We start from the raw sequence: 24,065 nt of genomic DNA on the forward strand, positions 1-24,065 counted from the left end.
GCACCGTTCGAATCACTCTCTCACGGAGTCATCATGGCGAAGAAAGGCACTGCACCCGCCGTCAATATCGGCATCAGCGACAAGGACCGCAAGAAGATCGCCGAAGGGCTGTCCCGGCTGCTGGCCGATACCTACACGCTGTATCTGAAGACGCACAATTTTCACTGGAACGTCACGGGTCCGATGTTCAACACGTTGCATCTGATGTTCGAGACGCAGTACAACGAACTCGCGCTCGCCGTCGATTCGATCGCGGAACGCATCCGTGCGCTGGGCGTGCATGCGCCGGGCAGCTACAAGGAGTTCGCGAAGCTCTCGTCGATTCCGGAAGCGGACGGCGTGCCGGCTGCCGAAGAGATGATCCGCCAACTCGTGGAAGGTCAGGAAGCCGTGGTGCGCACGGCGCGCGAGATTTTCCCGTCGACCGAAGCCGCCAACGACGAGCCGACCGCCGACCTGCTCACGCAGCGCATGCAGACGCACGAGAAGACCGCGTGGATGCTGCGCGCGATGCTGGCCTGAGACGTTTCTGGTTTCGAAGCGAACAAACCCCGCACTCAAGCGGGGTTTGTGCTTTTCAAGCTGTTCTAAAATAGCCGCATCGCGTTTCTCCGCAACGACCTCCGCCATGCTCGCCCGTCTTCCGCTCTACATGCGCCTCGTGCGCCTCGACAAGCCCATCGGCAGCCTGCTGCTGCTGTGGCCGACGCTCAATGCGCTGTGGATCGCGTCCGAAGGCCGTCCGTCGCCGATGCTGCTCGTCATCTTCACCATCGGCACGATCCTGATGCGCTCGGCGGGCTGCGCGATCAACGACTACGCCGACCGCGATTTCGACCGCCACGTGAAGCGCACCGCCGAACGGCCGATCACGTCGGGCAAGATCAAGGCGTGGGAAGCAGTGGCGCTGGCGGCGGCGCTCGCGCTCGTCGCGTTTCTGCTGATCCTGCCGCTCAATACGCTCACGAAGGAGCTGTCGGTGTTCGCGCTGTTCGTCGCGGGCACGTATCCGTTCACCAAGCGTTTCTTCGCGATTCCGCAGGCGTATCTCGGCATCGCGTTCGGCTTCGGCATTCCGATGGCCTTCGCCGCCGTGCAGAACCACGTGCCGATGATCGCGTGGATCATGCTGGCGGCGAACGTGTTCTGGTCGGTCGCCTACGACACCGAATACGCGATGGTCGACCGCGACGATGACATCAAGATCGGCATTCGCACGTCCGCGCTCACGTTCGGCCGGTTCGACGTGCTCGCCGTCATGCTGTGCTATGCGGTGACGCTCGCGATATACGTGGGCATCGGCATCGCGCTGGGTTATGGCTGGCTCTACTGGCTGGGCTGGTTCGCGGCGGCGGGCTGCGCGGTGTATCACTATGGGCTGATCCGCAACCGCGAGCGGATGGCGTGCTTCGCCGCCTTCAAGCACAACAACTGGCTCGGAGGGATGCTGTTCGCCGGGATTGCGCTGCATTACGCGTTCTCGCACTAGCCCAATTCTTGTGAATCGCGTGCTGCAACGTGTGCAATGCACGTTGCGTAATCGTGAAGACTGCTTTATGTCAGTCTTTGAAACAGTCTGAGAACGACAAATTTGTTCGCATTACGGCCTCGCGGCGATATCTTTGATAAGTTTGTAGTTTAAGCGATCAGCTAATTATGGAATTGGCCGAAGTAAGCCATTTCATACCGCCCGGCTATTCGCCGTCAAACGCGCCGGCCCTTCTTTCAACACGCCTATCGAACGCTGCGAGGTTTTGTTGCGCGGCGGCGTTCGTTCGCTTGTTTCACTCAGAGTCGAAAAGTCATGGGTTTTCTTGCACGCTTCGATCTGGCCGGGCTCGTCACCCGCCATCAGGTCGCTTATCTCGTCGAAACCGGTTATGGACGCGGCGATTCGTGCCGCGCCGCGTTGGCCGCCGGTTTTCGTAAGGCTCTGTCGTGCGAAATCTTCGAGCCGCTTTTCGCAGAGGTGAAGCAGAGCGAACAACTCCATGTTGCGAACACGGACAGCCTGGCGTTCCTGCGTTCGAAGGCGGTAGATGGCGTGCTGGCCGAGCAACGCTGCCTCGTTTTCCTGGATGCGCATTACCCGGGCGCGGACTATGGCGGCAAGAGCTACAAAAGTCAGGAGCATAGTGCGACTGAACGCCTGCCGCTGATTGCCGAACTCGAAGCGCTGCGCGGCCGGGCGAATAACGCACTCATCGTTCTGGACGACGTGCGGATCTACCGGCGCGAGTTTCAGACGAGCACGGGGACGCTGCCGGATTGGGCCGAGAACGCCTTCGATCAGGAGGCGATGTTCCTCAAGCTGCTCGCATCCTTCGACTCCACGCACGCGCTGCACTGGCACGGTGAAGACACCGGCTACGCGGTGCTATGGCCGCGCGCCTGGGGCGACTACGGCCTGAAGAAATGGGTGCTGCCCGGCGACCAGACCCAGCCGCTTGCGCTCACGCCGGGCGTGCCGGGCACGACCTGCATATCGATCAATCGCCGCCTGCTCGACGCGCGCTTCGGCAATCGCTGGCTGGTGGGCAACGGGCTCGACATCGGCGGCGGCAATGACAGCATTGCGCTGTATCGCGCGTTGTTCCCGCGCATCCAGGGCGTGACGGTTTATGAGTGGGCGCAGGGCGACGCGCAATACCTCGAGAACGTTCAGGACGGCAGCTTCGATTTCGTCTACTCGGCGCACTGCCTCGAACACGTGATGGACCCACGCGTCGCGTTGCGCCACTGGCTGCGCGTGCTCAAGCCTGGCGGGCATCTCGTCATCACCGTGCCGGACGAGGATATGTACGAGCAGGGCGTGTGGCCATCGACGTTCAACGACGACCACAAACACACGTTCACGCTCTTCAAGCGCCAGAGCTGGTCGCCCGTGTCGATCAACGTGCTGGATCTGCTACGCGAATTCGATCGTGAAGTGAGCGTGAAGAAAGTCGAGTGTCTCGACCACAGCTTCCTGCACGGTATGGAGCGCTACGATCAGACGCGCACCGCGTTTGCGGAGTGCGGCATCGAGTTCGTGGTGCAGAAGCTGTGACGCACAAGCGGCACCGCGCGCTTCGACTTTCGGACGTCAACTAGTTCTGATCGGCGCGGCGACTATCTACACGAATAACCGGCAACAATGAACGACGACTTCACCCATTGCGCGGCGCAAGGACTGCGTCTGCAATGCGAGCATCATGGTCGGCAAAACTGGCTGGAATCCATTGCGCTCGGGCGCGCGGCGCTGGAAAGCGGGTCGCTGACCGCCGAAGAAGCACGCGAATCCAGCGCGATGTTATGCGAAGCAAGCCTCAACGCAGGCGACAGCGCGCTCATGGTGCAATGCTTCGCCGCGCATGTCCGGCAGGTTGCCGACGAGGAACAGATCAGCCGGCTGGTGCAGCGCTTGTGTCATTACTGTACCGTCGACCAGGTGTTCCCGGTCTTCGCAACGTTGCCGCTTTCGGCCTTCGAATGGCTGCAACTGACCATCCGTCTCCACAACGAGCGCCGCTTCGCGCACGCGGAAGCACTGGGCGTGCTGCATCTGGATCGCTTTCCTGATCTGCACGGCGCGGACATCGCGCGAATATTGGGTTGGGTCAACATGTGGCTGTGCCGATACCCAGAGTCGATGGCGTTCTTCGAACGTTCTCTCGCGTTGTCGATGAGCGTGGAGACATTGCTCGGCACTGCCTATCTGCTCTGCCAGATGGGCCGCTACGACGACGCCCTCGTTCGGTTCGCCGAATCGAGCCGTCTCAAACCCATCGACGTCGAACATTGTCGTGTGGTGGCCAATGCGCTGTTCGGCGCGGGCCGCGTGAAGGAGTCGATGCAAACCTACGAGCTGCGTCTGACCGACCCGACCTTCATCGAACATGCGCCGAAGCATCTTCCGCAATGGACGGGCGAGCCGCTCGACGGGCGGCTGCTCGTGCTGTTCGATATCGGCTGGTCGTTCGGTGACTTCCTGATGTACAGCCGCTATATCGGGCTGCTTCGCTCGCGCGCGAAGACCTTGCGCGTACGGACGCCGCCCGCGATGGAACGCGTGTTGCGTGCATCGTTTCCCGACGTCGAAATCGAAACGAACGACGCGGCGGCCGAACGCGACTGCGACGCCTGGCTGTGGGTGATGAGCTCGCCCGTTCTGCTCGGCACGTACTCGACGGCGGGCGAGGCCGTGCCGTGGCTGAAGACCAGCGAAGCGCACGCGCAGCACTGGGCGAATCAGGTGCGCCATCATGTGCAGCACGAAAAGCCACAACGCAGGCGGCGCATCGGCATCTGCTGGCGCGGCAATCCGAATACGCTTCACGACTTGCTTCGTAGCGCCAGGCTCGACGACTTCACGCCGCTGTTCGAAGGCCTGCACGACGTCGATTGGTTCAACCTGCAACTCGGCGTGTCCGAACGTCCGCCGGAGGACATGCTTGCGTCGCGCGGCTCGCGCTGGATGGACCCGATGCCTGCCGTCAATGATTTCGCGGACACGGCGGCCATCGTGGCGCAGCTCGATCTCGTCGTGACCATCGATTCCGCTGTCGCGCATCTATGCCTGTCGAGCGGCGCGCGCGTGATCGTACTCGTGCCGGTTCATGGCGAATGGCGCTGGCAGACCGGTGATACGACGCCGTGGTATCCGCATGCCACGCTCGCGCGCACGCCGGTGCAAGGCACGTTTCGCCAGACAATGCAGCGCTTGCTGGAGGAGCAGGCCTTCGAAGACCTGATTGCAGGCGAATGATGTCTGCCGCGTCGCTTCGACGGGTCGCTTCGGGCAGCTTTCACGCCCCGCCCAGCTCATCCCCCATCTCTTGCGCCCGCGCCTGCGCCGCCAGCGCACCGCGCACGATCGCTTCCTTCACGCCCTGAGCATCGAACGAGGCGAGCGCTGCCGCCGTCGTGCCGCCTTTCGACGTCACGCGCTCGCGCAGCACGCTCGCAGGTTCCCCCGATTGCGCCGCCAGTTGCGCCGCGCCGGTGAACGTGGCGACCGCGAGCGCGCGGCCCTGCTCCTCGTCCATGCCGAGCCGGCGCGCGGCTTCCTGCATCGCTTCGATGAAATAGAACACGTAGGCCGGACCGCTGCCGGAAATCGCGGTGACGGCGTCGAGCTTCGCTTCGTCGTCGAACCAGACAGCCGTGCCGACCGCTTCCAGAACTTGCGATGCAAGCGCCTTCGCCGCATCGCTCACGCCGGGCAGCGCCGCGAGGCCCGTCACGCCCATGCCGATCAGAGCAGGCGTGTTCGGCATCGTGCGCACGATCTGCGTGTAGCCGTTCAGCCAGCGCGCCAGATCGCTCGCGCGAATGCCCGCCGCGATGCTGATGATCGTCTGCTTCGACAGATGCGGCGCGAGCGCTTCCGCCACGCCTTTGAGCACTTGCGGCTTCACGGCGAGCACGATGGCGTCGTAGCCCGCGAGCGTCGCATCGACGGCCGCGCCGGTCGCGATGCCGAATTGCTTCGCGGTGCGCTCGCGCGCCTCGTCGTTGATGTCGACGGCGTAGATGTCCGACGCCGAGGTGCCGCGCTTGACGAGACCGCCGATGAGCGCCGCGGCCATGTTGCCGCCGCCGATGAATGCAATTTTCATGATTGAAGGTGAGGTCAGGTGGTGTAAGTGCGCGCGCCGAAAATCGCGGTGCCGATGCGCACCATCGTCGCGCCTTCGAGCACGGCGGCTTCGAGATCGGCGGACATGCCCATCGAGAGCGTGTCGAGATCGAGGCCGTCGGCGCGCAGCGTGTTCATCAGATCGCGCAGACGCGCGTGCGGTACGCGCTGCGCATCGAGTGTGTCGGCGGGCTCGGGTATCGCCATCAGGCCGCGCAGGCGCAGACCGGGCAGGGCGGCCACCGCATGCGCGAGCGCGATGGCGTCATCAGGTTCGACACCGCTCTTCGAGTCCTCGCCGCTCACGTTCACCTGAATGCACACGTTGAGCGCGGGCGTGCCTTCGGGACGCTGCGCCGAAAGCCGCTCGGCGATCTTTAGCCGGTCGATGGAATGCACCCAGTCGAACTGCTCGGCGACCAGCTTCGTCTTGTTCGATTGCAGCGGCCCGATGAAATGCCATTCGATTTCAGCGCGCAGATCGCCAAGCTCGGCGATTTTCGCGATGCCTTCCTGCACGTAGTTTTCGCCGAACGCGCGCTGGCCGGCGTCGAAGGCGGCGCGCACGTCGTTCGCGGGAAAGGTCTTGGACACGGCGAGCAGCTTGACGCAAGCCGCATCGCGCGACGCGTCGTGCGCCGCCTTCGCGATGCGTTGCCGGACTTCTTCGAGATGTTGAGCGATGGACATGCTGGGCGTTCAGGGCGATCGAGCCACTCATTATACGAAGCCGCGTCAACCGTACAGGAGATGCTCCAGCAGTTGAATCCAGTGCGTGACGGGAGTCGATGTGCCGCTTTGCAGATGCGCGATGCAACCGACATTCGCCGACACGATCAGTTGCGGCTCCAGCTTCTCCAGCCGGTCGAGCTTCTGGTTGCGCAGCGTGTACGAGAGCTTCGGCTGCAGGACCGAGTACGTGCCGGCCGATCCGCAACACAAGTGACTATCCACGGGCAGGCGCACTTCGAGCCCGAGCGCGGTCAGCAGATGCTCGACGCGTCCGCGAATCTGCTGCCCGTGCTGCAAGGTGCACGGCGGATGGAACGCGACCGTATGCACGCCGCGCCGGCGCGCGAGCGAGACGAGTTCTTCTTCGAACATCGGCAGGATTTCGGCGAGATCGCGCGTCAGTTCGACGATCTTCTGCGCCTTCGACGCATACGCCGGATCGTTGCGCAGCAAGTGCGCGTACTCCTTCACCGTCGCGCCGCAGCCCGATGCGTTCATCACGATCGCCTCGACGCCGCTTTCCACATACGGCCACCAGGCGTCGATGTTGTTGCGCACGTCGTCGAGCGCGTCTTCGTTGTAGCCGAGATGCAGACGGATCGCGCCGCAGCAGCCCGCGCCCGGCGCGGTGACGATCTCGATGCCGAGCGCATCGAACACGCGCGCGGTCGCCGTGTTGACGTTGGGCATCATCGCGGGTTGCACGCAACCGGCGAGCATCAGCATCTTGCGTTCGTGTTTGTTCGTGGGCGCGACGAGCGGCCGCTCGGGCACGGGAATCTTCGCGCGCAGCTTGCGCGGCAGGATGCCGCGAAACTGCTGACCGAGCTTCATCGCGGGCGTGAAGAGCGTGCTGTTCGGCAGGAAGCTCGCGAGCAGACGCCGTTGCAGCCGATGACGCATCGGCCGCTCGACCTTCTCTTCGACGACCTTGCGCCCGATCTCGACGAGCCGTCCATACTGCACGCCCGACGGGCAGGTGCTTTCGCAATTGCGGCACGTGAGGCAGCGGTCCAGATGCAGTTGCGTGCTGCGCGAAACCGGCGCGCCTTCGAACATCTGCTTCATCAGATAGATGCGGCCGCGCGGCCCGTCGAGTTCGTCGCCGAGCAACTGGTACGTCGGGCAGGTCGCCGTGCAGAAGCCGCAGTGCACGCACTTGCGCAGGATGGCGTCGGCTTCGTCGCCATCGGCCGTGCCGCGGATGAAATCGGCGAGATTGGTTTGCATCGAGGCGCCTAGAAGTCGGGATACAGACGAGCGCGATTGAAGATGCGCGCCGGATCGAATGCGGCTTTCAATCCACGATGAATCTTCATCAGCGGCGCGGGCAGCGGCGTGAAGACACCCGCATTGCGATCGTACGCGGAGCCGGCGCGGAAAATGGTCGCGTGGCCGCCCGCCTGCTTCGCGCTGATGCGCACGGTTTGCGGATCGGTGTCGGTGATCCACCAGCGTTGCGCGCCGCCCCATTCCATCAGTTGCGCGCCCGGCAGATGCAGCGGCTCCGCGATCGACGGCAACGCGAGCCGCCACAGCGCCGAGCGCGGCTCGATCACCGCGAAGAACGGGTCCGTCTGCTCGCGCATGCCGATCCAGAAACGGTCCGCTTCGACCGCATCGACGACTTCGCCGCCGAGCGTGTTGCGCGCCGTCTTCACGGCGGCTTCCGCGCCCGCGAGACGCAGCGCGAGCGTGCCGTCGCGCCACGCGCTGCCGCAGATCGGCAACGGATGGCCGCCCCATTCGTTGAGCTTGCGCACGCCGTCGGTGGCGTGCATGTCGAATTTCAGCGTGGCTTCGGCGACAGGGCGCGGCAGCACCTTGATCGACAGTTCGATAATCAGCCCGAGCGTGCCGAGCGACCCGGCGAGCAGGCGCGCGACGTCATAACCCGCCACGTTCTTCACTACCTGACCGCCGAAATGCAGCACTTGCCCGTGCCCGTTCATGACGACCGCGCCGAGCACGAAATCGCGTGGCGCGCCGGTCCAGGCGCGGCGCGGGCCCGCGAGCCCGGCGGCGATGCAGCCGCCCAGCGTCGCGTTGCGCCCGAAGTGCGGCGGCTCGAACGGCAGCATCTGATTGTGCTCGCGCAGCGCCGCTTCGATCTCGGCGAGCGGCGTGCCGCTCTTCGCGGTGATGACGAGTTCCGCCGGGTCGTACGCGACGATGCCGCGATACGCGCGCGTGTCGAGGATCTCTCCCTGGAGCGTCTGGCCGTACCAGTCCTTCGTGCCGCCGCCGCGAATGCGCAGCAGCGCGCCGGTTTCGGTGGCCCGGGCGATCCTCTCCGACCAGCCGGCGACGATGTCGTCCTGTTCCATGGTGTCCCGCTTTGTCGTCGATCTCGGAATTCGACTTCTGGTTTCGGCCTTGCTACGGCTGTCCGGTCGATTGTACCGGCCACTTAACGCCGTAGCACTCGGAGAAACGTGGATAGCGGAACGCGCGGCAGGCCGCGCGGGATTTCAGAAGCGCGGCAATTCGGGATGCGGCAGCAGCCCGCCCCGGATATGCATCTTGCCGTACTCTGCGCAGCGCGCGCGCGTCGGGATGCCCTTGTCGGGATTGAGCAGCCCCGGCGGATCGAACGCGCGCTTGACGGCGAAAAACGCGTCGCGCTCTTCCGGCGAAAATTGCACGCACATCGAATTGATTTTCTCGATGCCGACGCCGTGCTCGCCCGTCACCGTGCCGCCCAGCTCGACGCAATATTCCAGAATGTCGCAGCCGAACGCCTCGGCGCGATGCCATTCGTCGAGATCGTTGCCGTTGAAAAGAATCAGCGGGTGCATGTTGCCGTCGCCGGCATGGAACACGTTGATGCAGCGCAGCGCGTACTTCTTCTCCATCTCCTCGATGCGCTTGAGCAGCGGTCCGATCGCGCGGCGCGGCACGGTGCCGTCCATGCAGTAATAGTCCGGCGAGATGCGGCCCGCCGCCGGGAACGCGTTCTTGCGGCCGGACCAGAATTTCAGGCGTTCGGTCTCGGAGCGCGAAATCTGGATGCGCGCCGCGCCGTGCTCGCGCAGCACAGCCGTCATGCGGACGATTTCCTCGGCGACTTCATCGTGCGTGCCGTCGGATTCGCACAGCAGGATCGCGGCGGCGTCGAGATCGTAGCCCGCGTTGACGAACTCCTCGACGGCGCGCGTCGCGGGTTTGTCCATCATTTCGAGGCCCGCCGGGATGATGCCCGCCGCGATGATCGCCGCGACCGCGTTGCCGCCTTTCACGACATCGTCGAAGCTCGCCATGATGACTTGCGCCGTCTGCGGTTTCGGAATCAGCTTGACGGTGATCTCGGTGACGATCGCGAACATGCCTTCGCTGCCGATCAGCACCGCGAGCAGATCGAGGCCCGGCGCGTCGGGGCCGAGCGAGCCGAACTCGACGACATCGCCGTCCATCGTCACCGCGCGCACACGCAGTACGTTATGCACGGTGAGGCCGTATTTCAGGCAGTGCACGCCGCCGGAATTCTCCGAGACATTGCCGCCGATGGTGCAGGCGATCTGCGACGACGGATCGGGCGCGTAGTACAAACCGTAGGGCGCGGCGGCTTCGGAAATGGCCAGATTGCGCACGCCGGGCTGCACGGTCGCGGTGCGCGCGTAGGGATCGACCTCGACGATCCTGCGAAAGCGCGCGAGCGACAACACGATGCCGTGGCGGATCGGCATCGCGCCGCCCGAGAGGCCGGTGCCCGCGCCGCGCGGCACGATCGGAATGGAAAGACGTGCGCAGATCTGCACGACGCGTTGCACCTGCGCTTCGGTTTCCGGCAGCGCGACCGCGAGCGGCAGGCGCCGGTATGCGGCGAGACCGTCGCATTCATACGGCGCGGTGTCTTCCTCGCGAAAGAGCAGACAATGCGTCGGCAGCACGGCCATCAGCGCCTGCACGACTTCACGCTGTCGCGCGGCGAGCTGATCTTCGCTCAGCTCGGACGCGTCCTCGTGCGGCAGGTTGGGCGTCATCCGCTCGGACTTGAGCTCGTCGGGTGCGTTCACGTCTCCTCCTTTTTACGCCTGCGCGGTCAGTGCCGCTCGCTTATTCATGCGTGCATCTTGCGCGACTTCGTCAGCCTTCGAAAGCGAAGATTTTCCCCGGGTTCATCAGATTTCTGGGGTCGAGCGCCTGTTTGATGGCGCGCATCGTCGCGATGGCGTCCTCGCCGTGCTCCTCGATCATGAAGCCCATCTTGTGCAGCCCGACGCCGTGTTCGCCGGTGCAGGTGCCGCCCATCTTCAGAGCGCGTCCCACGATCAGCTTGTTGATGCGCTCGGCTTCCTCCAGTTCTTCGGGTTTGTTCGGATCGAGCAGCATCGCGACGTGAAAGTTGCCGTCGCCCACATGGCCGACGATCGGACTCGGCAGATACGAGCCCTGCAAGTCCTTTTCCGTTTCCTCGACGCATTCGGCGAGCCGCGAAATCGGCACGCAGACATCGGTGGTGACGGCGCGGCAGCCGGGCTTCAGTTGCAGCATCGCGAAGTAGGCGGAGTGGCGCGCGTTCCAGAGACGGCTGCGGTCTTCGGGGCGCGTCGCCCATTCGAAGTCCTCGCCCTGGTTCTCCGCGACGATGTCCTGCACGGTCTGCGCCTGTTCCTTGACGCCGGATTCGGTACCGTGGAATTCGAAGAACAGCATCGGCGATTCGCGCAAGGTCAGGTTCGAGTGACGGTTGATCGCGCGCACGGCGAGCTTGTCGACGAATTCGACGCGCGCGATCGGCACGCCCATCTGAATGGTTTCGATGACGGCGCGCACGGCGTCGCCCATCGACGGGAACGCGCACACGGCGGCGGAAATCGCTTCGGGCTGCGGATAGAGGCGCACGGTGATTTCGGTGATGACGCCGAGCGTGCCTTCCGAGCCGACGAAGAGCCGCGTGAGGTCATAGCCCGCCGACGATTTGCGGGCGCGCGTGCCTGTCTTGATGACGCGGCCATCGGCCAGCACGACGGTGAGCGCGAGGACGTTTTCGCGCATCGAACCGTAGCGCACGGCGTTGGTGCCGGAGGCGCGCGTCGCGGACATGCCGCCGATGCTGGCGTCCGCGCCGGGATCGATCGGGAAGAACAGGCCGGTGTCCTTGAGCGCTTCGTTCAGTTGCTTGCGGGAGATGCCGGGTTGTACCGTCACCGTGAGGTCTTCGGCGTTGATCGCGACGACCTGGTTCATCTCGGACAGGTCGATGGAGACGCCGCCTTGCACCGCGAGCAGATGCCCCTCGAGTGAGGAGCCGTTGCCGTAGGGGATGATCGGGACGTCGTGTTCGGCGCAGAGTTTGACGATGGTTTGCACTTCATCCGTGCTGCGGGCGAAGACGACGGCGTCGGGCAGTTGCGGATCGAACGGCGATTCGTCGCGGCCGTGATGCTCGCGCACGGCCTGCGCTGTCGAGACGCGGTCGGCGAATTTTTGCTTCAGGGCTTCGAGAAGCGTGGCGGGGAAGGGGCGCTTAGCGAGCGCCTGGTGTTCGGTGGGGTGATTCACGTGCGTGTCTCCGGGCGGTGCGGCTTTGTTCTTTGCTTGCGCGCTTGGCGGTGCGTCGAGGTGAACTCGTTTTGCGGTTGGCGCGAAAGCCGTACGGTGTTTATCTCATTTTACGCCGTCGGGGGGAAGGCCGGCGTGGCGGGGTTTTGGGCGCGTTTTGGTCGCGTCGGCGTGCCTATAATGAGTCGGGTTTTTGTGCGCTTTTCAGGGAGTCAGTGATGGGTCACCGCTTGAGCAAGATCGCCACGCGTACCGGCGACGATGGGACCACGGGGTTGGGCGATGGCAGCCGCGTGTCGAAGGACGATGCGCGTATCGCCGCGATTGGGGATGTGGATGAGTTGAATTCGTGTATCGGCGTTTTGTTGTGTGAGCCGATGCCTTCCGACGTTCGCGATGCGTTGACGCGGATTCAGAATGATTTGTTTGATCTTGGCGGGGAGTTGTCGATTCCGGGGCATTCGATGATTCAGGAATCGCATCTCGCGCGACTGGATGCGTGGCTGGAAGAATACAACGCGACGTTGCCGCCGCTCAAAGAGTTTATTTTGCCGGGTGGGTCGAGGGCGGCGGCTCTTGCTCACGTTGCGCGGACGGTTTGTCGGAGGGCGGAAAGGGCGATTGTGACGTTGGGGCGCGTAGAGACCACGGGAATTAATGAGGCGCCTCGACGGTATGTGAATCGGTTGTCGGATTTGTTGTTTGTGTTATCACGGGTATTAAATCGCGTTGACGGTGGCGTCGACGTTCTGTGGGACTCGCCGAGAGGGTCGAATGCTTGACGGTTTGCACTTCCTTCTCATGTCATTGCGACCATGATTACCGAGATTCCCGCTTTCGATGATTTTGACGTTGTTGAAATGCATCATTCAAAGTCGCACAGCCGCAGGCGCGACTTCCTTTGTAACACTCCGATTGCTTTAATGAGCCCGCGCTCATAGACCATAAATACCCGTTGCCTGTTTCGCTGTCGAAGTAAGCGGTCGGCGTTTGATCCGACCGCTTACTGATTTTAATTGCCCCCGCCGCGTACTACTCGCCGCTGTTTGACGGATTCCGCCAATCCCTCAAGCACCTTCACGCTCTCTTCCCACCCGATACAAGCATCGGTAACGCTTTGCCCGTACGTAAGTTCACATCCCTCCTTCAAATCCTGCCGCCCAGCAACAAGATGCGACTCAACCATCACGCCAACGATCCGCTCGTCCCCCGCAGCGAGTTGCTTACCAATATCCGCACAAACCGGAATCTGATTCTCATGCTTCTTTGAGCTATTCGCGTGACTAGCGTCAATCATTAACCGCGCGGCGAGGCCAGCCTTCCCAATATCACTACAAGCAGCATCCACACTCGCCGCATCGTAATTAGGCGCCTTCCCACCACGCAAAATGATGTGGCAATCCTCATTCCCCGCAGTCGAAACAATCGCCGAATGCCCGCCCTTGGTCACCGAAAGAAAATGATGCGGCTGCGAAGCCGCCTTGATCGCATCGACGGCAATCTTCACATTACCGTCCGTACCATTCTTGAACCCAACCGGGCAAGACAGCCCGGAAGCAAGCTCCCGATGCACTTGAGATTCAGTCGTCCGCGCCCCGATCGCTCCCCACGAAATCAGATCGGCGATGTACTGCGGGCTGATCATATCGAGGTATTCAGTCCCAGCCGGCAACCCAACCTCATTGATCCGCATCAGCAACTCGCGCGCAGCCCGCAACCCATCGTTGATCTTGAAGCTGTTATCCATATGCGGATCATTGATGAGCCCCTTCCAGCCAACCGTCGTACGCGGCTTCTCGAAGTACACCCGCATCACGATCTCGAGTTCACCAGCAAACCGCTTACGCTGTTCGATCAGCCTCCCCGCGTACTCCATGGCAGCCTTCGGATCATGAATCGAGCAAGGTCCGATGATCACGATCAACCTGTCATCCATCCCATGAAGAATGCGATGCATCGACTGCCGCGCGTTGTAGATCAGCTCGGAAACCGGCTCGGCGCAAGGGAACTCGCGGATCAGATGCGCGGGCGGGGTCAGCTCTTTCAGCTCACGGATACGAACATCATCGGTATTGTGCGGGGGCATTTCTGTTCTCCTACGGCGGCGTGCAATTTGAACTAAACAAGGCGAAAAAAAACCGCCAGACTCGCTGGCGGTTTTTTCGGGAATTCGGTTTATTCAACCTGTGTACGATTCACCCCTCTCGATCCGCCAGCGGCTTGAGATGCCAAAAGAAATAAAAATAAAACTTGGCGGACATGATGGATCGAAGGCGCGTCGAAAAAAGTTGTGACTGCTTTTATAACCGCAAACGTACGGCGCTGACAACCCCGCCACTACGAAAACGCGGACAATCCGCACCAGAGCACGCGGTGACACCGCAAACAAACGCATCCGATGCGGAAAACCCGCATAAAAATCAAACCGTCCCGCCGACCGTCATCTTCTCGATGCGCAACGTCGGCTGACCGACGCCCACCGGCACGCTCTGGCCTTCCTTGCCGCATACGCCGACGCCGCTATCGAGCGACATATCGTTGCCGATCATCGTCACGTACTTCAGCGATTCCGGCCCGCTGCCGATCAGCGTCGCGCCCTTCACCGGATACGTGATCTTGCCGTTCTCGATCATGTACGCCTCGGACGCCGAGAACACGAACTTGCCGTTGGTGATATCGACCTGACCGCCGCCGAAGTTCACCGCGTACAAGCCGTTCTTCACGGACGCCAGAATCTCTTGCGGGTCCTTGTCGCCGTTGAGCATGTAGGTGTTCGTCATGCGCGGCATCGGCAGCGCGGCGTACGATTCGCGGCGCGCGTTGCCCGTCACCGGCATCTTCATCAGGCGCGCGTTGAGCGAATCCTGAATGTAGCCCTTGAGAATGCCGTCCTCGATCAGCGTCGTGCACTGCGTCGGATTGCCTTCGTCGTCGATGTTGAGCGACCCGCGCCGGTTCGGCAGCGTGCCGTCATCGACCACCGTGACGCCCTTCGCCGCGACTTGCTCGCCGATCATCCCCGCGAACGCCGACGATCCCTTGCGGTTGAAATCGCCCTCCAGACCGTGTCCGACGGCCTCGTGCAACAGCACGCCCGGCCAGCCCGGTCCGAGCACGACGGTCATCGCGCCTGCCGGAGCGGGGCGCGCTTCGAGATTGACGAGCGCGGCGTGCACGGCGTCGTTGACGTACTTTTGCAGGATTGCGTCAGTGAAATAGCCGTAGTCGAAGCGTCCGCCGCCGCCGCCCGTGCCGATTTCGCGCCGGCCGTTCTGCTCGGCGATCACCGTCACCGAGACGCGCACGAGCGGACGCACGTCCGCCGCGAGCGCGCCGTCGCTGCGCGCGACGAGCACGACGTCGTATTCGCCGGCCATGCCCGCCATCACTTGCGTGATGCGTGGATCCTTGGCCCGCGCCATTTGCTCGACGCGTTCCAGCAATTTCACCTTGGCCGTGGCGTCGAGGGAATGCAACGGATCGGCGGCGAGATACAGATCGCGCCCCGACACGCCCGTGAGCGTGCTCGCCGGCTTGACCTTGTGCTTGCCGCCGCCTGCCTTGGCGATCGCGCGCGTCGCGATCGCGGCCTGGCGGATGGATTCGGGCGACAGGTCATCCGAATAGGCGAACGCCGTGCGCTCGCCGGACACGGCGCGCACGCCGACGCCCTGATCGATGCTGAAGCTGCCCGATTTGACGATGCCTTCTTCGAGACTCCACGCTTCGCTGCGCGTGGACTGGAAATAGAGGTCCGCGTAATCCACGCGATGCGTGAAGATTTCCGCGAGCGTGCGGGTGATCAGCCCTTCGTCGAGGCCGTAGGGCGTGAGCAAAACGTCCTTCGCCGTGACCAGATTCCGAATGCCGGGTTCGATGATGTTCATGCGGTGCCTATTGCGTGTTCGTGACGAGTCAATGATATTTCAGACGAATTGCAGACTATTCTACGGTCTGATCCAGTCGAATCATGTGCGGGGAGAAACCCGCGTCTTCAAGTCATCATTGGGTTGAGCGCGCGATCACCCGATCACGCGATGTCGATAAGCCGGCAAACTCTGTCGCACGGCCGCGATGCGTTGCGGATCGATGCCGCCCGCCGCCACGCCCATGCCTTCCTCCCTGACGGCGACGATCTCGCCCCACGGATCGATCAGCATGCTGTGGCCCCACGTGCGGCGGCCATTTTCGTGCTTGCCGCCTTGCGCCGCGGCCAGCACATAACACTGATTCTCGACCGCGCGCGCCTTCAGCAAGGTTTCCCAGTGCGCGTTGCCGGTCGTGTAAGTGAACGCGGAAGGCACGACCATCAGCGCGCAATCGCCGAGCTTGCGATACAGCTCCGGAAAGCGCAGGTCGTAGCACACCGACAATCCCACGCGCCCGAATGGCGCCTCGAACGTCCGCACTTCGCTGCCGGGGCAAATGGTGCGCGCTTCGTCGAAAGATTCCTCGCCCTTTTCGAAATTGAACAGATGAATCTTGTCGTAGCGCGCGACCTGCTTGCCGGCGGGATCGAAGACGAGGGTCGTGTTGAGCACGCGGTCCGGTTCCGTCGACTGCAACGGCAGCGTTCCGCCGATGATCCACACGCGATGCTCGCGCGCCGCGTCGGAGAGAAACTGCTGGATCGGGCCTGCGCCGGGCGTTTCGCGGATCGCGAGCTTGTCGGTGTCCTTGAAACCCATGTAACAGAAATACTCGGGCAGAAGCACCAGTTGCGCGCCGCCGCGCGCGGCCTCGGCGATGAGGCGGCCCGCGTCGGCCAGATTGCGCTCGAGGTCCGGCGTGCTGACCATCTGGAGCGCGGCGACCTGAAACGGCGCCGCGCTATCGGATCTTTCGCTCATGTCTCTATGCGCCGATGAAAATGGGGACGAAAACCATCCCGCCGATGCCGCTCCAGACGTCCGTTTTCAGCGGGCAGCGGACGGAGCCAGGGCGGCGGCGGGTGTTTCGATCTTACCCTGATCGCCTTTGAGACGCTGGATGACGGGTTTGCTCCACGAACCGGTGATCGAATAGTCGAGTGCGAACGCTTTCTGGATCGACGCCGACAGCGCGATGTCCGCCGCGAGCACGCCGAGACCGAGCAGCGGATTGATCACGGCAGCGCCGATCGCAGCCGCGCCCGCGCCGACGGTCGGAATCACCTTCACGTGCAGATCCTGCGTCTGCTTCGGCATATCGACGAGGCCCTGCATCTGCACGCGCGCGGGCGACGTCACCATCAGGAAATCGTCCGTGCGGCTGATGCCGTCGACGATCTTCGCGTTGCCCGTGATCTTTTCGAACGGCAGACCCTTGCCGACGACATCCTCGAAATGCAGCGTCAGCAGGTTCGCGAGGCTGCGCAGGCTAAAGATGCCGAGCCACTTCGCCGCGCCCGGCGCGCGCAGGATCTGCCCGTGCCGCAGATCGACCGCGACATTGCCATCGAGCGTGTTCACATCGACCGCGGTCGGGCCGCCGTTCCAGCCCGCGTGGCCCGAGATCGTGCCGTTGCCCGAATTGACGACATGCGGCGCGCCGAACCGGTCGATCAACTGGCCGCCGTTCTTCACGTCGAGCTTGAAATCGATCGATGTGCGGCGCGGGAGACTGTCGTCCGCGTCGCGCGTCGACGCCGCGATGACGCCGCCCGGCAGCGTGCGCCACGTCGCGTTCGCGGTCAGTGTGGCGTCGGGATTGATGAGTTCGAGCTTGTCGAGCGTCCAGATGGGTTCGTCGGCAATCACCTCGTTGTGCGCGTCCACTTCGAGCCGCCCGAGGCTGCGGCCACGGAACACCAGCTCATTTACGATGAGATCGATCGTCGGCATGTTGCGCGGCGGCTTGCTGATCACCTTGTCGACGGAAGCGCTTCCGGTCTTGTCCGGAATCACGACCTTCGCGAAGCGTGCCTGCAACGCGCCCGGGCTGTCCTTCGTCGCGCCCGGCGTCCACGCGACATCGCCCGCGATCTGATCCGACGCGATGTTCGCGCGCCACTTGCGATCCGCTTCGCTCGCGTCGATGGCGACGTTCTCCCAGCGCCGGTCAAGGAGCTTGAGCGTCGTGAAGTGGATGGCGGCGTGCGTCGGAATGAACTGCCTGACGTTCTCGCTCATCGGCGGGCGCGGCGCGTTCGCGGCCGTGGCCGGCTCGGGCGCTGCGGCGGTGATGTCGGCGAAGGTCTTGCGCCAGGCATCGGCGTCCAGCTCGTTCAGATCGGCGCTTGCGCTCACGCCTTCGGCCGGCAGGTTGGCAGGCGTGTTCACGCCGATCGCGCCGCGCACGACCTTCAGGCGCGCGCGCATGTTCATCGGCTCGGCGGGATTCTGCGGATCGATCTTCACCTGCGCCTGGCCGATCTGCTGAAACACGTAATGCGCGGCCACCGGCCCGACGCTCAGCCGCGCGTCATGCAGATCGGACGCGCCGCCCGTCGCGGGCTGGAAGGTGAACGAGAACGGCATCGGCGTGCCGCGCGCCTTGCCGAACGGCGCGGGCAGATCGATGCCGAGACCCGTCAGGTCCGAACTCGCCTGCACGTTGGGCAGCGCGTTCTTCACGCCACGCACGTGCAACTCGTAGGGCGCGGTGCCGTCGATATGCTTCATGAACGCAGCGACCTGCGGCGTGATGCGCCGATTGAGCCGCTCGGCGGCATCCGCGCCGATGCGGCCGTCGACATCGATCGCATAGCTGCCGTCCGGCTGGACGCCGCCTTTCGCGCGCACGTCGCCGCCGAGCAGTTGCGCGCTCAGGCCGTTCAGCGTGACGGTCTTCGCGGCGAAATCGGCGCGGCCGCGCAGATGCGTGAGCGGCGGCAGCGTGCCGTAGGTGACTTCGTTGTCGGCGAAGGTGAGCGAGCCCTTGTACTCGGGCTTGATCGGCGGCAGCGGCGGGGGCGGACGGAAGCGCGGAATGCCGAGCGTGAGCGCGAGCGAGGCGTCGCCTTTCGCGTCGATCTTGCGCGTCGCGTGTTTCGCCATCAGGCCGAGCGAACTGTCGTCGACGTATTGCAGCATGTCGGCGAGCGGGCCGCGCGCGCGGCCGTCGATCCACAGCTTGGTCTCGCGATTGCCCGTATCGTCGATCCGCCCGACGACCTTCGAGACCTTAACGCCCCGGTAATGTCCGCGGTCGATGTCGAAGCCGAGCTTGTTCTGCGCGAGCGTGAACACGCCGTCGATGCCCTCGAACGCCGGCCAGAAATTCGGCAGGCCGTTGGCCATCTTGCGCGGCGGGAACGGCGTGGGGTCGAACTTGCCGCCCGTGAACGGCGCGTTGATGCGAAAGATGCCCGCGTCCGGAAACTTCGCGTACGGAAAGCGCGTGAGATCGCCGTGCACTTCGAGCGTCCCGTTCTTCGCGACGCCCGCCTGCAACGCGTGGCCTAGATAGACGCGCACGCGCTCGTTCAGGCTCGTCGGCAGATAGCGCACGAGGCTCGTCACCTTCAGATGCGCGACTTTCGCCTTCAGGTCGAGGTTGCCGCGCCCGTGGCCCTGGTTCCAGTACGAGGCGGTGACTTCGCCTTCGGCGTCCGCGTTCTTCACACGCAGCGTGTCCAGATGAATCGTGAACGCGCGGCGCAATTCGCCGGGCGCGATGGCATCGGCGACGGTCCAGCGCGCGTTGCCCTGCAGCGAATCGAAAGTGAGGCGCGGATCGTCGAACGCGCCGGGAATGATGACCGCGGCGTTCTTCGTGTCGATCGTGATCCTGCCTTCCTTCTCGTTGGCGTCGACGCTGCCCCACAGATTCTCGACGCCCGGAATGCCCGCGCGCGGATGGTTGTTGATCGTGAGGCCGGGCGGCGGCTCCTGCGCCTGCACGCTCAGGCCTTCGAGTTCGCCCTTGAACGCGTAATGCAACAGCGCCGCGTCGCCTTTCTGGCGCTGCTGCCGTGCTTCTTCCTCGGTCTTCGGCGCGGCGCGCTCGGTGTAGATCGTGTAATGCGAAACCTGGCCGCGCGGATTGAAGCGCACGAGTTCGTTGAGGATTTTCGCGGGCACCGGCAACGCGCGCACGAACTCCGCAAGGATGCCGATATCGACAGTATCGCCCGTCAGCCGCAGCAGTTGACCCTTGCCGACGCTCGGCGGCCGATACGTCGCCGTCAGCGCACGCGAGACCAGCAGACGTGCGACGGGCGTGCCGTCCGCGAGCGCGGGCTGGCCGAGTTCGGCCAGCAGGTCGCGCAGGTCGAGCGTGTACTCGGTGTCGTTCTTGTCGACGCTCCAGCCGAAACGCGCGATCGGCAGATCGAGGCGCGGCTGTGTCGCACGCACGCGCAGCGCGACGTTCGCGCCGGTCAGCTCGCCGGTCGCGTTCTGCAACTGGCCGCCCGCGAAGTTCAGCCAGATTTCGTTGTTGACGCGGCCGCTGTACATCTGAAACGGCGTCTTTACGTAGCGCGCGAGCGTCGGCAGATCGACCGGGCCGGTCGACACATAAAGGCGGCCGCTCCAGTTCGCGGGCGCGCCCATCGCGGAAAACGGCTGGTGACGGAAATCCGCGCGCAGGTCGAGCGGGCCGTGCAGCACGTCGCCGTCCGCCGGCGCCTTCAGCGCGAGGCGATGGCGCGTGCCGTCGTTGATGATCGCCAGATGCAGCCGCTTGAACGCGATCTCGGGCGCGGTGCGTTGCGCATCGCGCCAGCGCAGCGTGCCGTCGCGCAGAAGGATGTGGTCCTGGCCGAGCAGCCAGGTCGTGAATGCGTTCGAGCCGGTGCGCTGCGCGGGGATCGGCACGCCTGCCACGGACAGCGCGCCGTCGGCGTTGCGCGCGATGATCACGTCGGGGCCGTCGACGGTCAGGTCCGCGAGCTTCGGCCGCAGATGCAGCAGCGACGCCCATGCGATGCTCGCGCTCGCGTGCGGCACGGCGAGACCGGGCGAGCCATCGGCGGCGTCGATGCGCAAGTTGTCGATATCGAGTGTCGGCGAGAGCCCGGACCATCGCGCGGAAATCCTGCCGATATGCAACTGCGCGTGAATCTTCGACGACACGAGCTGCTCGATGCGCGGCCGGAACGAATCGACCTGCGGCATGACGAGATAGCGCAGGCCGACGTACACGCCCGCCACCGCGAAATACGCGATGGCCGCGATGACGAGAATAATTTTGAAGACGCGTGAAAGCGCGCGCTCGGCGTTGCCGCTGGGCTTGGCTTGTCCAACTTCGTTCGGGTCGACGGATGGTCTGCTGTCGGACATGCTGCTGCTGTGGGGCGATATGGTAGTTTTGCGTGTTTGACGCTGAAATGTAACACGGGCATTGCGGGGACGGCCGCTGCCCGTGCACTCGTGGATGCTCGCAAAGCCGCGCCCGGCAAGACTTGCGGCGCGGTTGACGAAGCGCTGTGTCTTACCAAGCAAGCAATGAGCGAACCCAACCTTTCATGACCGACGCAACCCTTCTCAGTTCCGACTATTCCAACTATGCGGCGCGCGCGTATGCGGCGCGGCCCGAACTGGCGTCGAACGTCGCGCAGTGGGCGCAGACGCGCATCACGCGCGCATGGATCGAAGCGCGGCTCGATGCGCACTGCGTGCCCTGCAGCGAAAACGGCGCGCTCAATGAAGCCGCGCTCAAGACCGCGCTGCGGCGGCTGCGAACGGACGTGTTCTGCACGGTGATGGAGCGCGATCTCGCGGGTGCGGCGGATGTCACCGAAGTCACCGGCGCGATGACCGACCTCGCCGAAGTCACTGTGCAGCGGGCGCTCGCGGTGCTCTCGGCGGACCTCGAAACGCTCTTCGGCGAGCCGCGCGGACCGGACGGCGAGCGGCTGACGCTCGGCGTCGTCGGCATGGGGAAGCTGGGCGGGCGCGAGCTGAACGCGTCGTCGGACATCGACCTGATCTTCGTTTATGAGGAAGACGGCGAGACCGCGGGCGGCACGCGTTCCGCGCTCGCGACGCAGGAATTCTTCACACGGCTCGGCAAGCGTCTGATCGGCGCGCTCGCGGAGATCACGGAGGACGGCTATGTGTTTCGCGTCGACATGCGGTTGCGGCCGAACGGCGATTCCGGTCCGCTCGTGTGCAGTCTCGGCATGCTCGAAGAGTATTTCTACGTGCAGGGCCGCGAATGGGAACGCTACGCGTGGATCAAGGGCCGGCTCGTCTCGGAGACGCAAAGCGATTCCGCGAAGCGCCTCGCGAAGCAGCTCGAAGCGATCGCAACGCCGTTCATCTACCGTCGCTATCTCGACTACGGCGTGATCGCCGCGATCCGCTCGCTGCATCAGCAGATTCGCCAGGAAGCGCGGCGGCGCGCGTCGATGCGGCCCGACAAGGCCGATGACGTCAAGCTCGGACGCGGCGGCATCCGCGAGATCGAGTTCAGTGCGCAGGTGTTTCAGTTGATTCGCGGCGGTCAGGCGGCGGATTTCCGCATTCGTCCGACGCTCGCCGTGCTCGAACGCGCCGCCGCGCATGGCCTGCTCGCGCCCAGCGTGTGCAGCGCGCTGTCCGACGCGTACCTGTTTCTGCGCACGGTGGAGCATCGCCTGCAATACCGCAACGATGCGCAGACGCACGCGATGCCCGTCGCCGACGACGAACGCGCGTTGCTCGCGAAATCGCTCGGTTTCGCGGACTACGCCGCGCTGATGGACACGCTCGACGCGCATCGCGAACTCGTCGAGCAGCAGTTCGACGAGATCTTCGCCGACAAGGTCAGCGGGCAGGGCGGCTGCGGCGTCGCGGAGGATTCGGCGGCGTCGTGGATCTGGAGCAGCGCGCTCGCCGACGATTCCGCGCAGGAAGAACTCGCCGCGCGTCTGATGGAACTGGGCTTTGCGGACCCCGCGCCGGTGCTCTCGCGTCTGACGGGCGTGTGGAATTCGGCGCGTTATGCCGGCTTGCCGTCGCAGAGCCGCGAGCGCTTCGACATCGTCGCGCAGCGCGCGCTCGAAGCCGTGCAGTCGATCGAGGCGGTGCGGCGCGGCGACACCATCGTGCGTCTTTTCGATCTGCTCGAAGCGACGGCCAAGCGCGGCGCGTATCTCGCGCTGCTGACGGAATATCCGAAGGCGCTGGAGCGCGTGTTGTCGGTGCTGTCGGGTTCGCGCTGGGCGGCGGGCTATCTGATTCGACATCCGCAATTGCTCGACGAATTGCTCGACGACGAAGCCATCGCGAGTCCGTTCGACTGGGCCGCGTTCAAGCATTCGCTGACCGCGCGGCTCGACGCCGCCGAGGACGCGGAACATCAGATGGATCTGCTGCGTCACGCGCATCAGGCCGAAGTGTTCCGCATTCTGCTGATCGACCTCGCCGGGCATCTGACGGTCGAGCACGTGAGCGACCGTCTGTCCGAACTCGCCGACGCCGTCCTCGACGTGACGGTGCAGACCGTGTGGAAGCAGTTCCCGAAGCGGCATCGGGAGACGCCGCGTTTCTCGGTCATCGCGTACGGAAAGCTCGGCGGCAAGGAACTGGGCTATGCGTCCGACCTCGATCTGATCTTCCTCTACGACGATGCCGACGACGCCGCCGCCGACATCTACGCGATGTTCACGCGCCGCCTCATCACCTGGCTCACGGCGGCGACCGGCGCGGGCACGCTGTTCGATGTCGATCTGCGCCTTCGGCCGAACGGCGAATCCGGTCTGCTCGTGACCGACCTCGCATCGTTTCGCCGCTATCAGATTCGCGAGGGCGACGCGGCGAACACCGCGTGGGTCTGGGAGCATCAGGCGCTTTCGCGCGCACGCTACAGCGCGGGCGATGCCGAAATCGGCGCGGAGTTCGAGCGGATTCGCGCGGATGTGCTCGTGATGGAACGCGATGCGGCCGCGCTCGCGCGCGAGATCGTGTCGATGCGCCAGCGCGTCGCCGACGGGCATCCGAACCGCAGCGACCTGTTCGACCTGAAGCACGATCGCGGCGGCATGGTCGATATCGAGTTCATCGTGCAGTACTGGGTGCTGCTGCACACACGTGAGCATCGCGAGTTTCTGCGCAACGCGGGCAATATCACGCTGCTCAAGCTCGCCGCGAAGTGCGGGTTGATCGCCGAAGACGAAGCCGATGTGATCGGCGCGGCGTACCGGCATTACCGCAAGCTCCAGCACACGCTGCGGCTCGACGGCATGGAAAAGGCGCGCGTCGATCCGGCCGAGGTTCAGGGCGAACGCGACACGGTGACGGCGTTGTGGGAGCGGGTGTTCGGCGTGTGAAACGTGGCGCTGGAACGCGGTGCGCCCGCT

General features: G+C 64.1%; 16 protein-coding genes. 6 read left to right on the forward strand and 10 right to left on the reverse strand.

The genetic code is table 11. The features are described 5' to 3' along the window. Positions 1 to 33 precede the first annotated feature (33 nt). The 4 genes from AWB80_RS01210 to AWB80_RS01225 all read left to right on the forward strand — a co-directional run bounded on the left by AWB80_RS01210 (position 34) and on the right by AWB80_RS01225 (position 4,747). Complete coding sequence (locus tag AWB80_RS01210) at positions 34 to 522, forward strand: Dps family protein (RefSeq protein ID WP_061172811.1); 489 nt, start codon at positions 34 to 36, stop codon at positions 520 to 522. Between the two features lie 106 nt (positions 523 to 628). Continuing rightward, positions 629 to 1,489, forward strand: a complete 861-nt coding sequence (gene ubiA / locus AWB80_RS01215; protein WP_061172812.1) for a 4-hydroxybenzoate octaprenyltransferase — start codon at positions 629 to 631, stop codon at positions 1,487 to 1,489. Between the two features lie 315 nt (positions 1,490 to 1,804). After that, a complete protein-coding gene (locus AWB80_RS44575) occupies positions 1,805 to 3,049 on the forward strand; it encodes a class I SAM-dependent methyltransferase (RefSeq protein WP_208635588.1) in 1,245 nt (414 codons plus the stop codon). 87 nt (positions 3,050 to 3,136) lie between these two features. Beyond that, positions 3,137 to 4,747, forward strand: a complete 1,611-nt coding sequence (locus tag AWB80_RS01225; protein ID WP_061172813.1) for a tetratricopeptide repeat protein — start codon at positions 3,137 to 3,139, stop codon at positions 4,745 to 4,747. 40 nt (positions 4,748 to 4,787) lie between these two features. Here AWB80_RS01225 and proC read toward each other — a convergent pair whose 3' ends face one another. From proC to AWB80_RS01255, 6 genes are all read right to left on the reverse strand, one after another. After that, a complete protein-coding gene (gene proC / locus AWB80_RS01230) occupies positions 4,788 to 5,600 on the reverse strand; it encodes a pyrroline-5-carboxylate reductase (RefSeq protein WP_061172814.1) in 813 nt (270 codons plus the stop codon). Positions 5,601 to 5,614: 14 nt separating this feature from the next. After that, positions 5,615 to 6,310 (reverse strand): YggS family pyridoxal phosphate-dependent enzyme, encoded by a 696-nt coding sequence (locus AWB80_RS01235; RefSeq protein ID WP_061172815.1) that lies wholly within the window; start codon positions 6,308 to 6,310, stop codon positions 5,615 to 5,617. Between the two features lie 45 nt (positions 6,311 to 6,355). Continuing rightward, the gene (gene glcF / locus AWB80_RS01240) at positions 6,356 to 7,582 is read right to left on the reverse strand and encodes a glycolate oxidase subunit GlcF (protein WP_061172816.1); all 1,227 of its coding nucleotides are present in this window, start codon (positions 7,580 to 7,582) and stop codon (positions 6,356 to 6,358) included. An 8-nt stretch (positions 7,583 to 7,590) separates the two neighbouring features. After that, positions 7,591 to 8,679: a glycolate oxidase subunit GlcE gene (glcE, locus tag AWB80_RS01245; RefSeq protein ID WP_061172817.1), complete on the reverse strand. Its 1,089-nt coding sequence runs from the start codon at positions 8,677 to 8,679 to the stop codon at positions 7,591 to 7,593. 144 nt (positions 8,680 to 8,823) lie between these two features. Continuing rightward, the gene (locus AWB80_RS01250) at positions 8,824 to 10,335 is read right to left on the reverse strand and encodes an FAD-linked oxidase C-terminal domain-containing protein (protein ID WP_061172818.1); all 1,512 of its coding nucleotides are present in this window, start codon (positions 10,333 to 10,335) and stop codon (positions 8,824 to 8,826) included. Positions 10,336 to 10,438: 103 nt separating this feature from the next. Continuing rightward, the gene (locus tag AWB80_RS01255; RefSeq protein WP_061172819.1) at positions 10,439 to 11,857 is read right to left on the reverse strand and encodes an FAD-binding oxidoreductase; all 1,419 of its coding nucleotides are present in this window, start codon (positions 11,855 to 11,857) and stop codon (positions 10,439 to 10,441) included. 218 nt (positions 11,858 to 12,075) lie between these two features. Between AWB80_RS01255 and AWB80_RS01260 the strand changes: the two genes are divergently transcribed. Beyond that, the gene (locus tag AWB80_RS01260; RefSeq protein ID WP_061172820.1) at positions 12,076 to 12,639 is read left to right on the forward strand and encodes a cob(I)yrinic acid a,c-diamide adenosyltransferase; all 564 of its coding nucleotides are present in this window, start codon (positions 12,076 to 12,078) and stop codon (positions 12,637 to 12,639) included. A gap of 230 nt (positions 12,640 to 12,869) precedes the next feature. Here AWB80_RS01260 and aroG read toward each other — a convergent pair whose 3' ends face one another. The 4 genes from aroG to AWB80_RS01280 form a co-directional block, all read right to left on the reverse strand. Beyond that, positions 12,870 to 13,943, reverse strand: a complete 1,074-nt coding sequence (gene aroG / locus AWB80_RS01265; RefSeq protein WP_061172821.1) for a 3-deoxy-7-phosphoheptulonate synthase AroG — start codon at positions 13,941 to 13,943, stop codon at positions 12,870 to 12,872. Positions 13,944 to 14,277: 334 nt separating this feature from the next. After that, positions 14,278 to 15,744 carry a metalloprotease TldD gene (gene tldD / locus AWB80_RS01270; protein WP_061172822.1) on the reverse strand — a complete coding sequence of 489 codons (1,467 nt, stop codon included), beginning with the start codon at positions 15,742 to 15,744 and terminating at the stop codon, positions 14,278 to 14,280. Between the two features lie 135 nt (positions 15,745 to 15,879). Continuing rightward, positions 15,880 to 16,707 (reverse strand): carbon-nitrogen hydrolase family protein, encoded by an 828-nt coding sequence (locus AWB80_RS01275; protein ID WP_061172823.1) that lies wholly within the window; start codon positions 16,705 to 16,707, stop codon positions 15,880 to 15,882. Positions 16,708 to 16,773: 66 nt separating this feature from the next. Further along, positions 16,774 to 21,063 carry a YhdP family protein gene (locus AWB80_RS01280; protein WP_061172824.1) on the reverse strand — a complete coding sequence of 1,430 codons (4,290 nt, stop codon included), beginning with the start codon at positions 21,061 to 21,063 and terminating at the stop codon, positions 16,774 to 16,776. A 185-nt stretch (positions 21,064 to 21,248) separates the two neighbouring features. Here AWB80_RS01280 and glnE point away from each other — a divergent pair, with 185 nt between their 5' ends. Beyond that, positions 21,249 to 24,035: a bifunctional [glutamate--ammonia ligase]-adenylyl-L-tyrosine phosphorylase/[glutamate--ammonia-ligase] adenylyltransferase gene (gene glnE / locus AWB80_RS01285; protein WP_061172825.1), complete on the forward strand. Its 2,787-nt coding sequence runs from the start codon at positions 21,249 to 21,251 to the stop codon at positions 24,033 to 24,035. Positions 24,036 to 24,065: the final 30 nt, after the last annotated feature.

The sequence above is a fragment of the Caballeronia pedi genome (assembly GCF_001544915.2).
Taxonomy (GTDB): Bacteria; Pseudomonadota; Gammaproteobacteria; order Burkholderiales; family Burkholderiaceae; genus Caballeronia; species Caballeronia pedi.

Excerpts from the sequence above, each read along its gene's own strand:
- AWB80_RS01210 (WP_061172811.1), top strand. The coding sequence starts at position 34 with ATGGCGAAGAAAGGCACTGCACCCGCCGTCAATATCGGCATCAGCGAC.
- ubiA (WP_061172812.1), top strand. The coding sequence starts at position 629 with ATGCTCGCCCGTCTTCCGCTCTACATGCGCCTCGTGCGCCTCGACAAG.
- AWB80_RS01250 (WP_061172818.1), bottom strand. The coding sequence starts at position 10,335 with ATGACGCCCAACCTGCCGCACGAGGACGCGTCCGAGCTGAGCGAAGAT.
- glcF (WP_061172816.1), bottom strand. The coding sequence starts at position 7,582 with ATGCAAACCAATCTCGCCGATTTCATCCGCGGCACGGCCGATGGCGAC.
- AWB80_RS01260 (WP_061172820.1), top strand. The coding sequence starts at position 12,076 with ATGGGTCACCGCTTGAGCAAGATCGCCACGCGTACCGGCGACGATGGG.
- glcE (WP_061172817.1), bottom strand. The coding sequence starts at position 8,679 with ATGGAACAGGACGACATCGTCGCCGGCTGGTCGGAGAGGATCGCCCGG.
- AWB80_RS01225 (WP_061172813.1), top strand. The coding sequence starts at position 3,137 with ATGAACGACGACTTCACCCATTGCGCGGCGCAAGGACTGCGTCTGCAA.
- tldD (WP_061172822.1), bottom strand. The coding sequence starts at position 15,744 with ATGAACATCATCGAACCCGGCATTCGGAATCTGGTCACGGCGAAGGAC.
- AWB80_RS01280 (WP_061172824.1), bottom strand. The coding sequence starts at position 21,063 with ATGTCCGACAGCAGACCATCCGTCGACCCGAACGAAGTTGGACAAGCC.
- AWB80_RS01235 (WP_061172815.1), bottom strand. The coding sequence starts at position 6,310 with ATGTCCATCGCTCAACATCTCGAAGAAGTCCGGCAACGCATCGCGAAG.
- aroG (WP_061172821.1), bottom strand. The coding sequence starts at position 13,943 with ATGCCCCCGCACAATACCGATGATGTTCGTATCCGTGAGCTGAAAGAG.
- AWB80_RS01275 (WP_061172823.1), bottom strand. The coding sequence starts at position 16,707 with ATGAGCGAAAGATCCGATAGCGCGGCGCCGTTTCAGGTCGCCGCGCTC.
- glnE (WP_061172825.1), top strand. The coding sequence starts at position 21,249 with ATGACCGACGCAACCCTTCTCAGTTCCGACTATTCCAACTATGCGGCG.
- proC (WP_061172814.1), bottom strand. The coding sequence starts at position 5,600 with ATGAAAATTGCATTCATCGGCGGCGGCAACATGGCCGCGGCGCTCATC.
- AWB80_RS44575 (WP_208635588.1), top strand. The coding sequence starts at position 1,805 with ATGGGTTTTCTTGCACGCTTCGATCTGGCCGGGCTCGTCACCCGCCAT.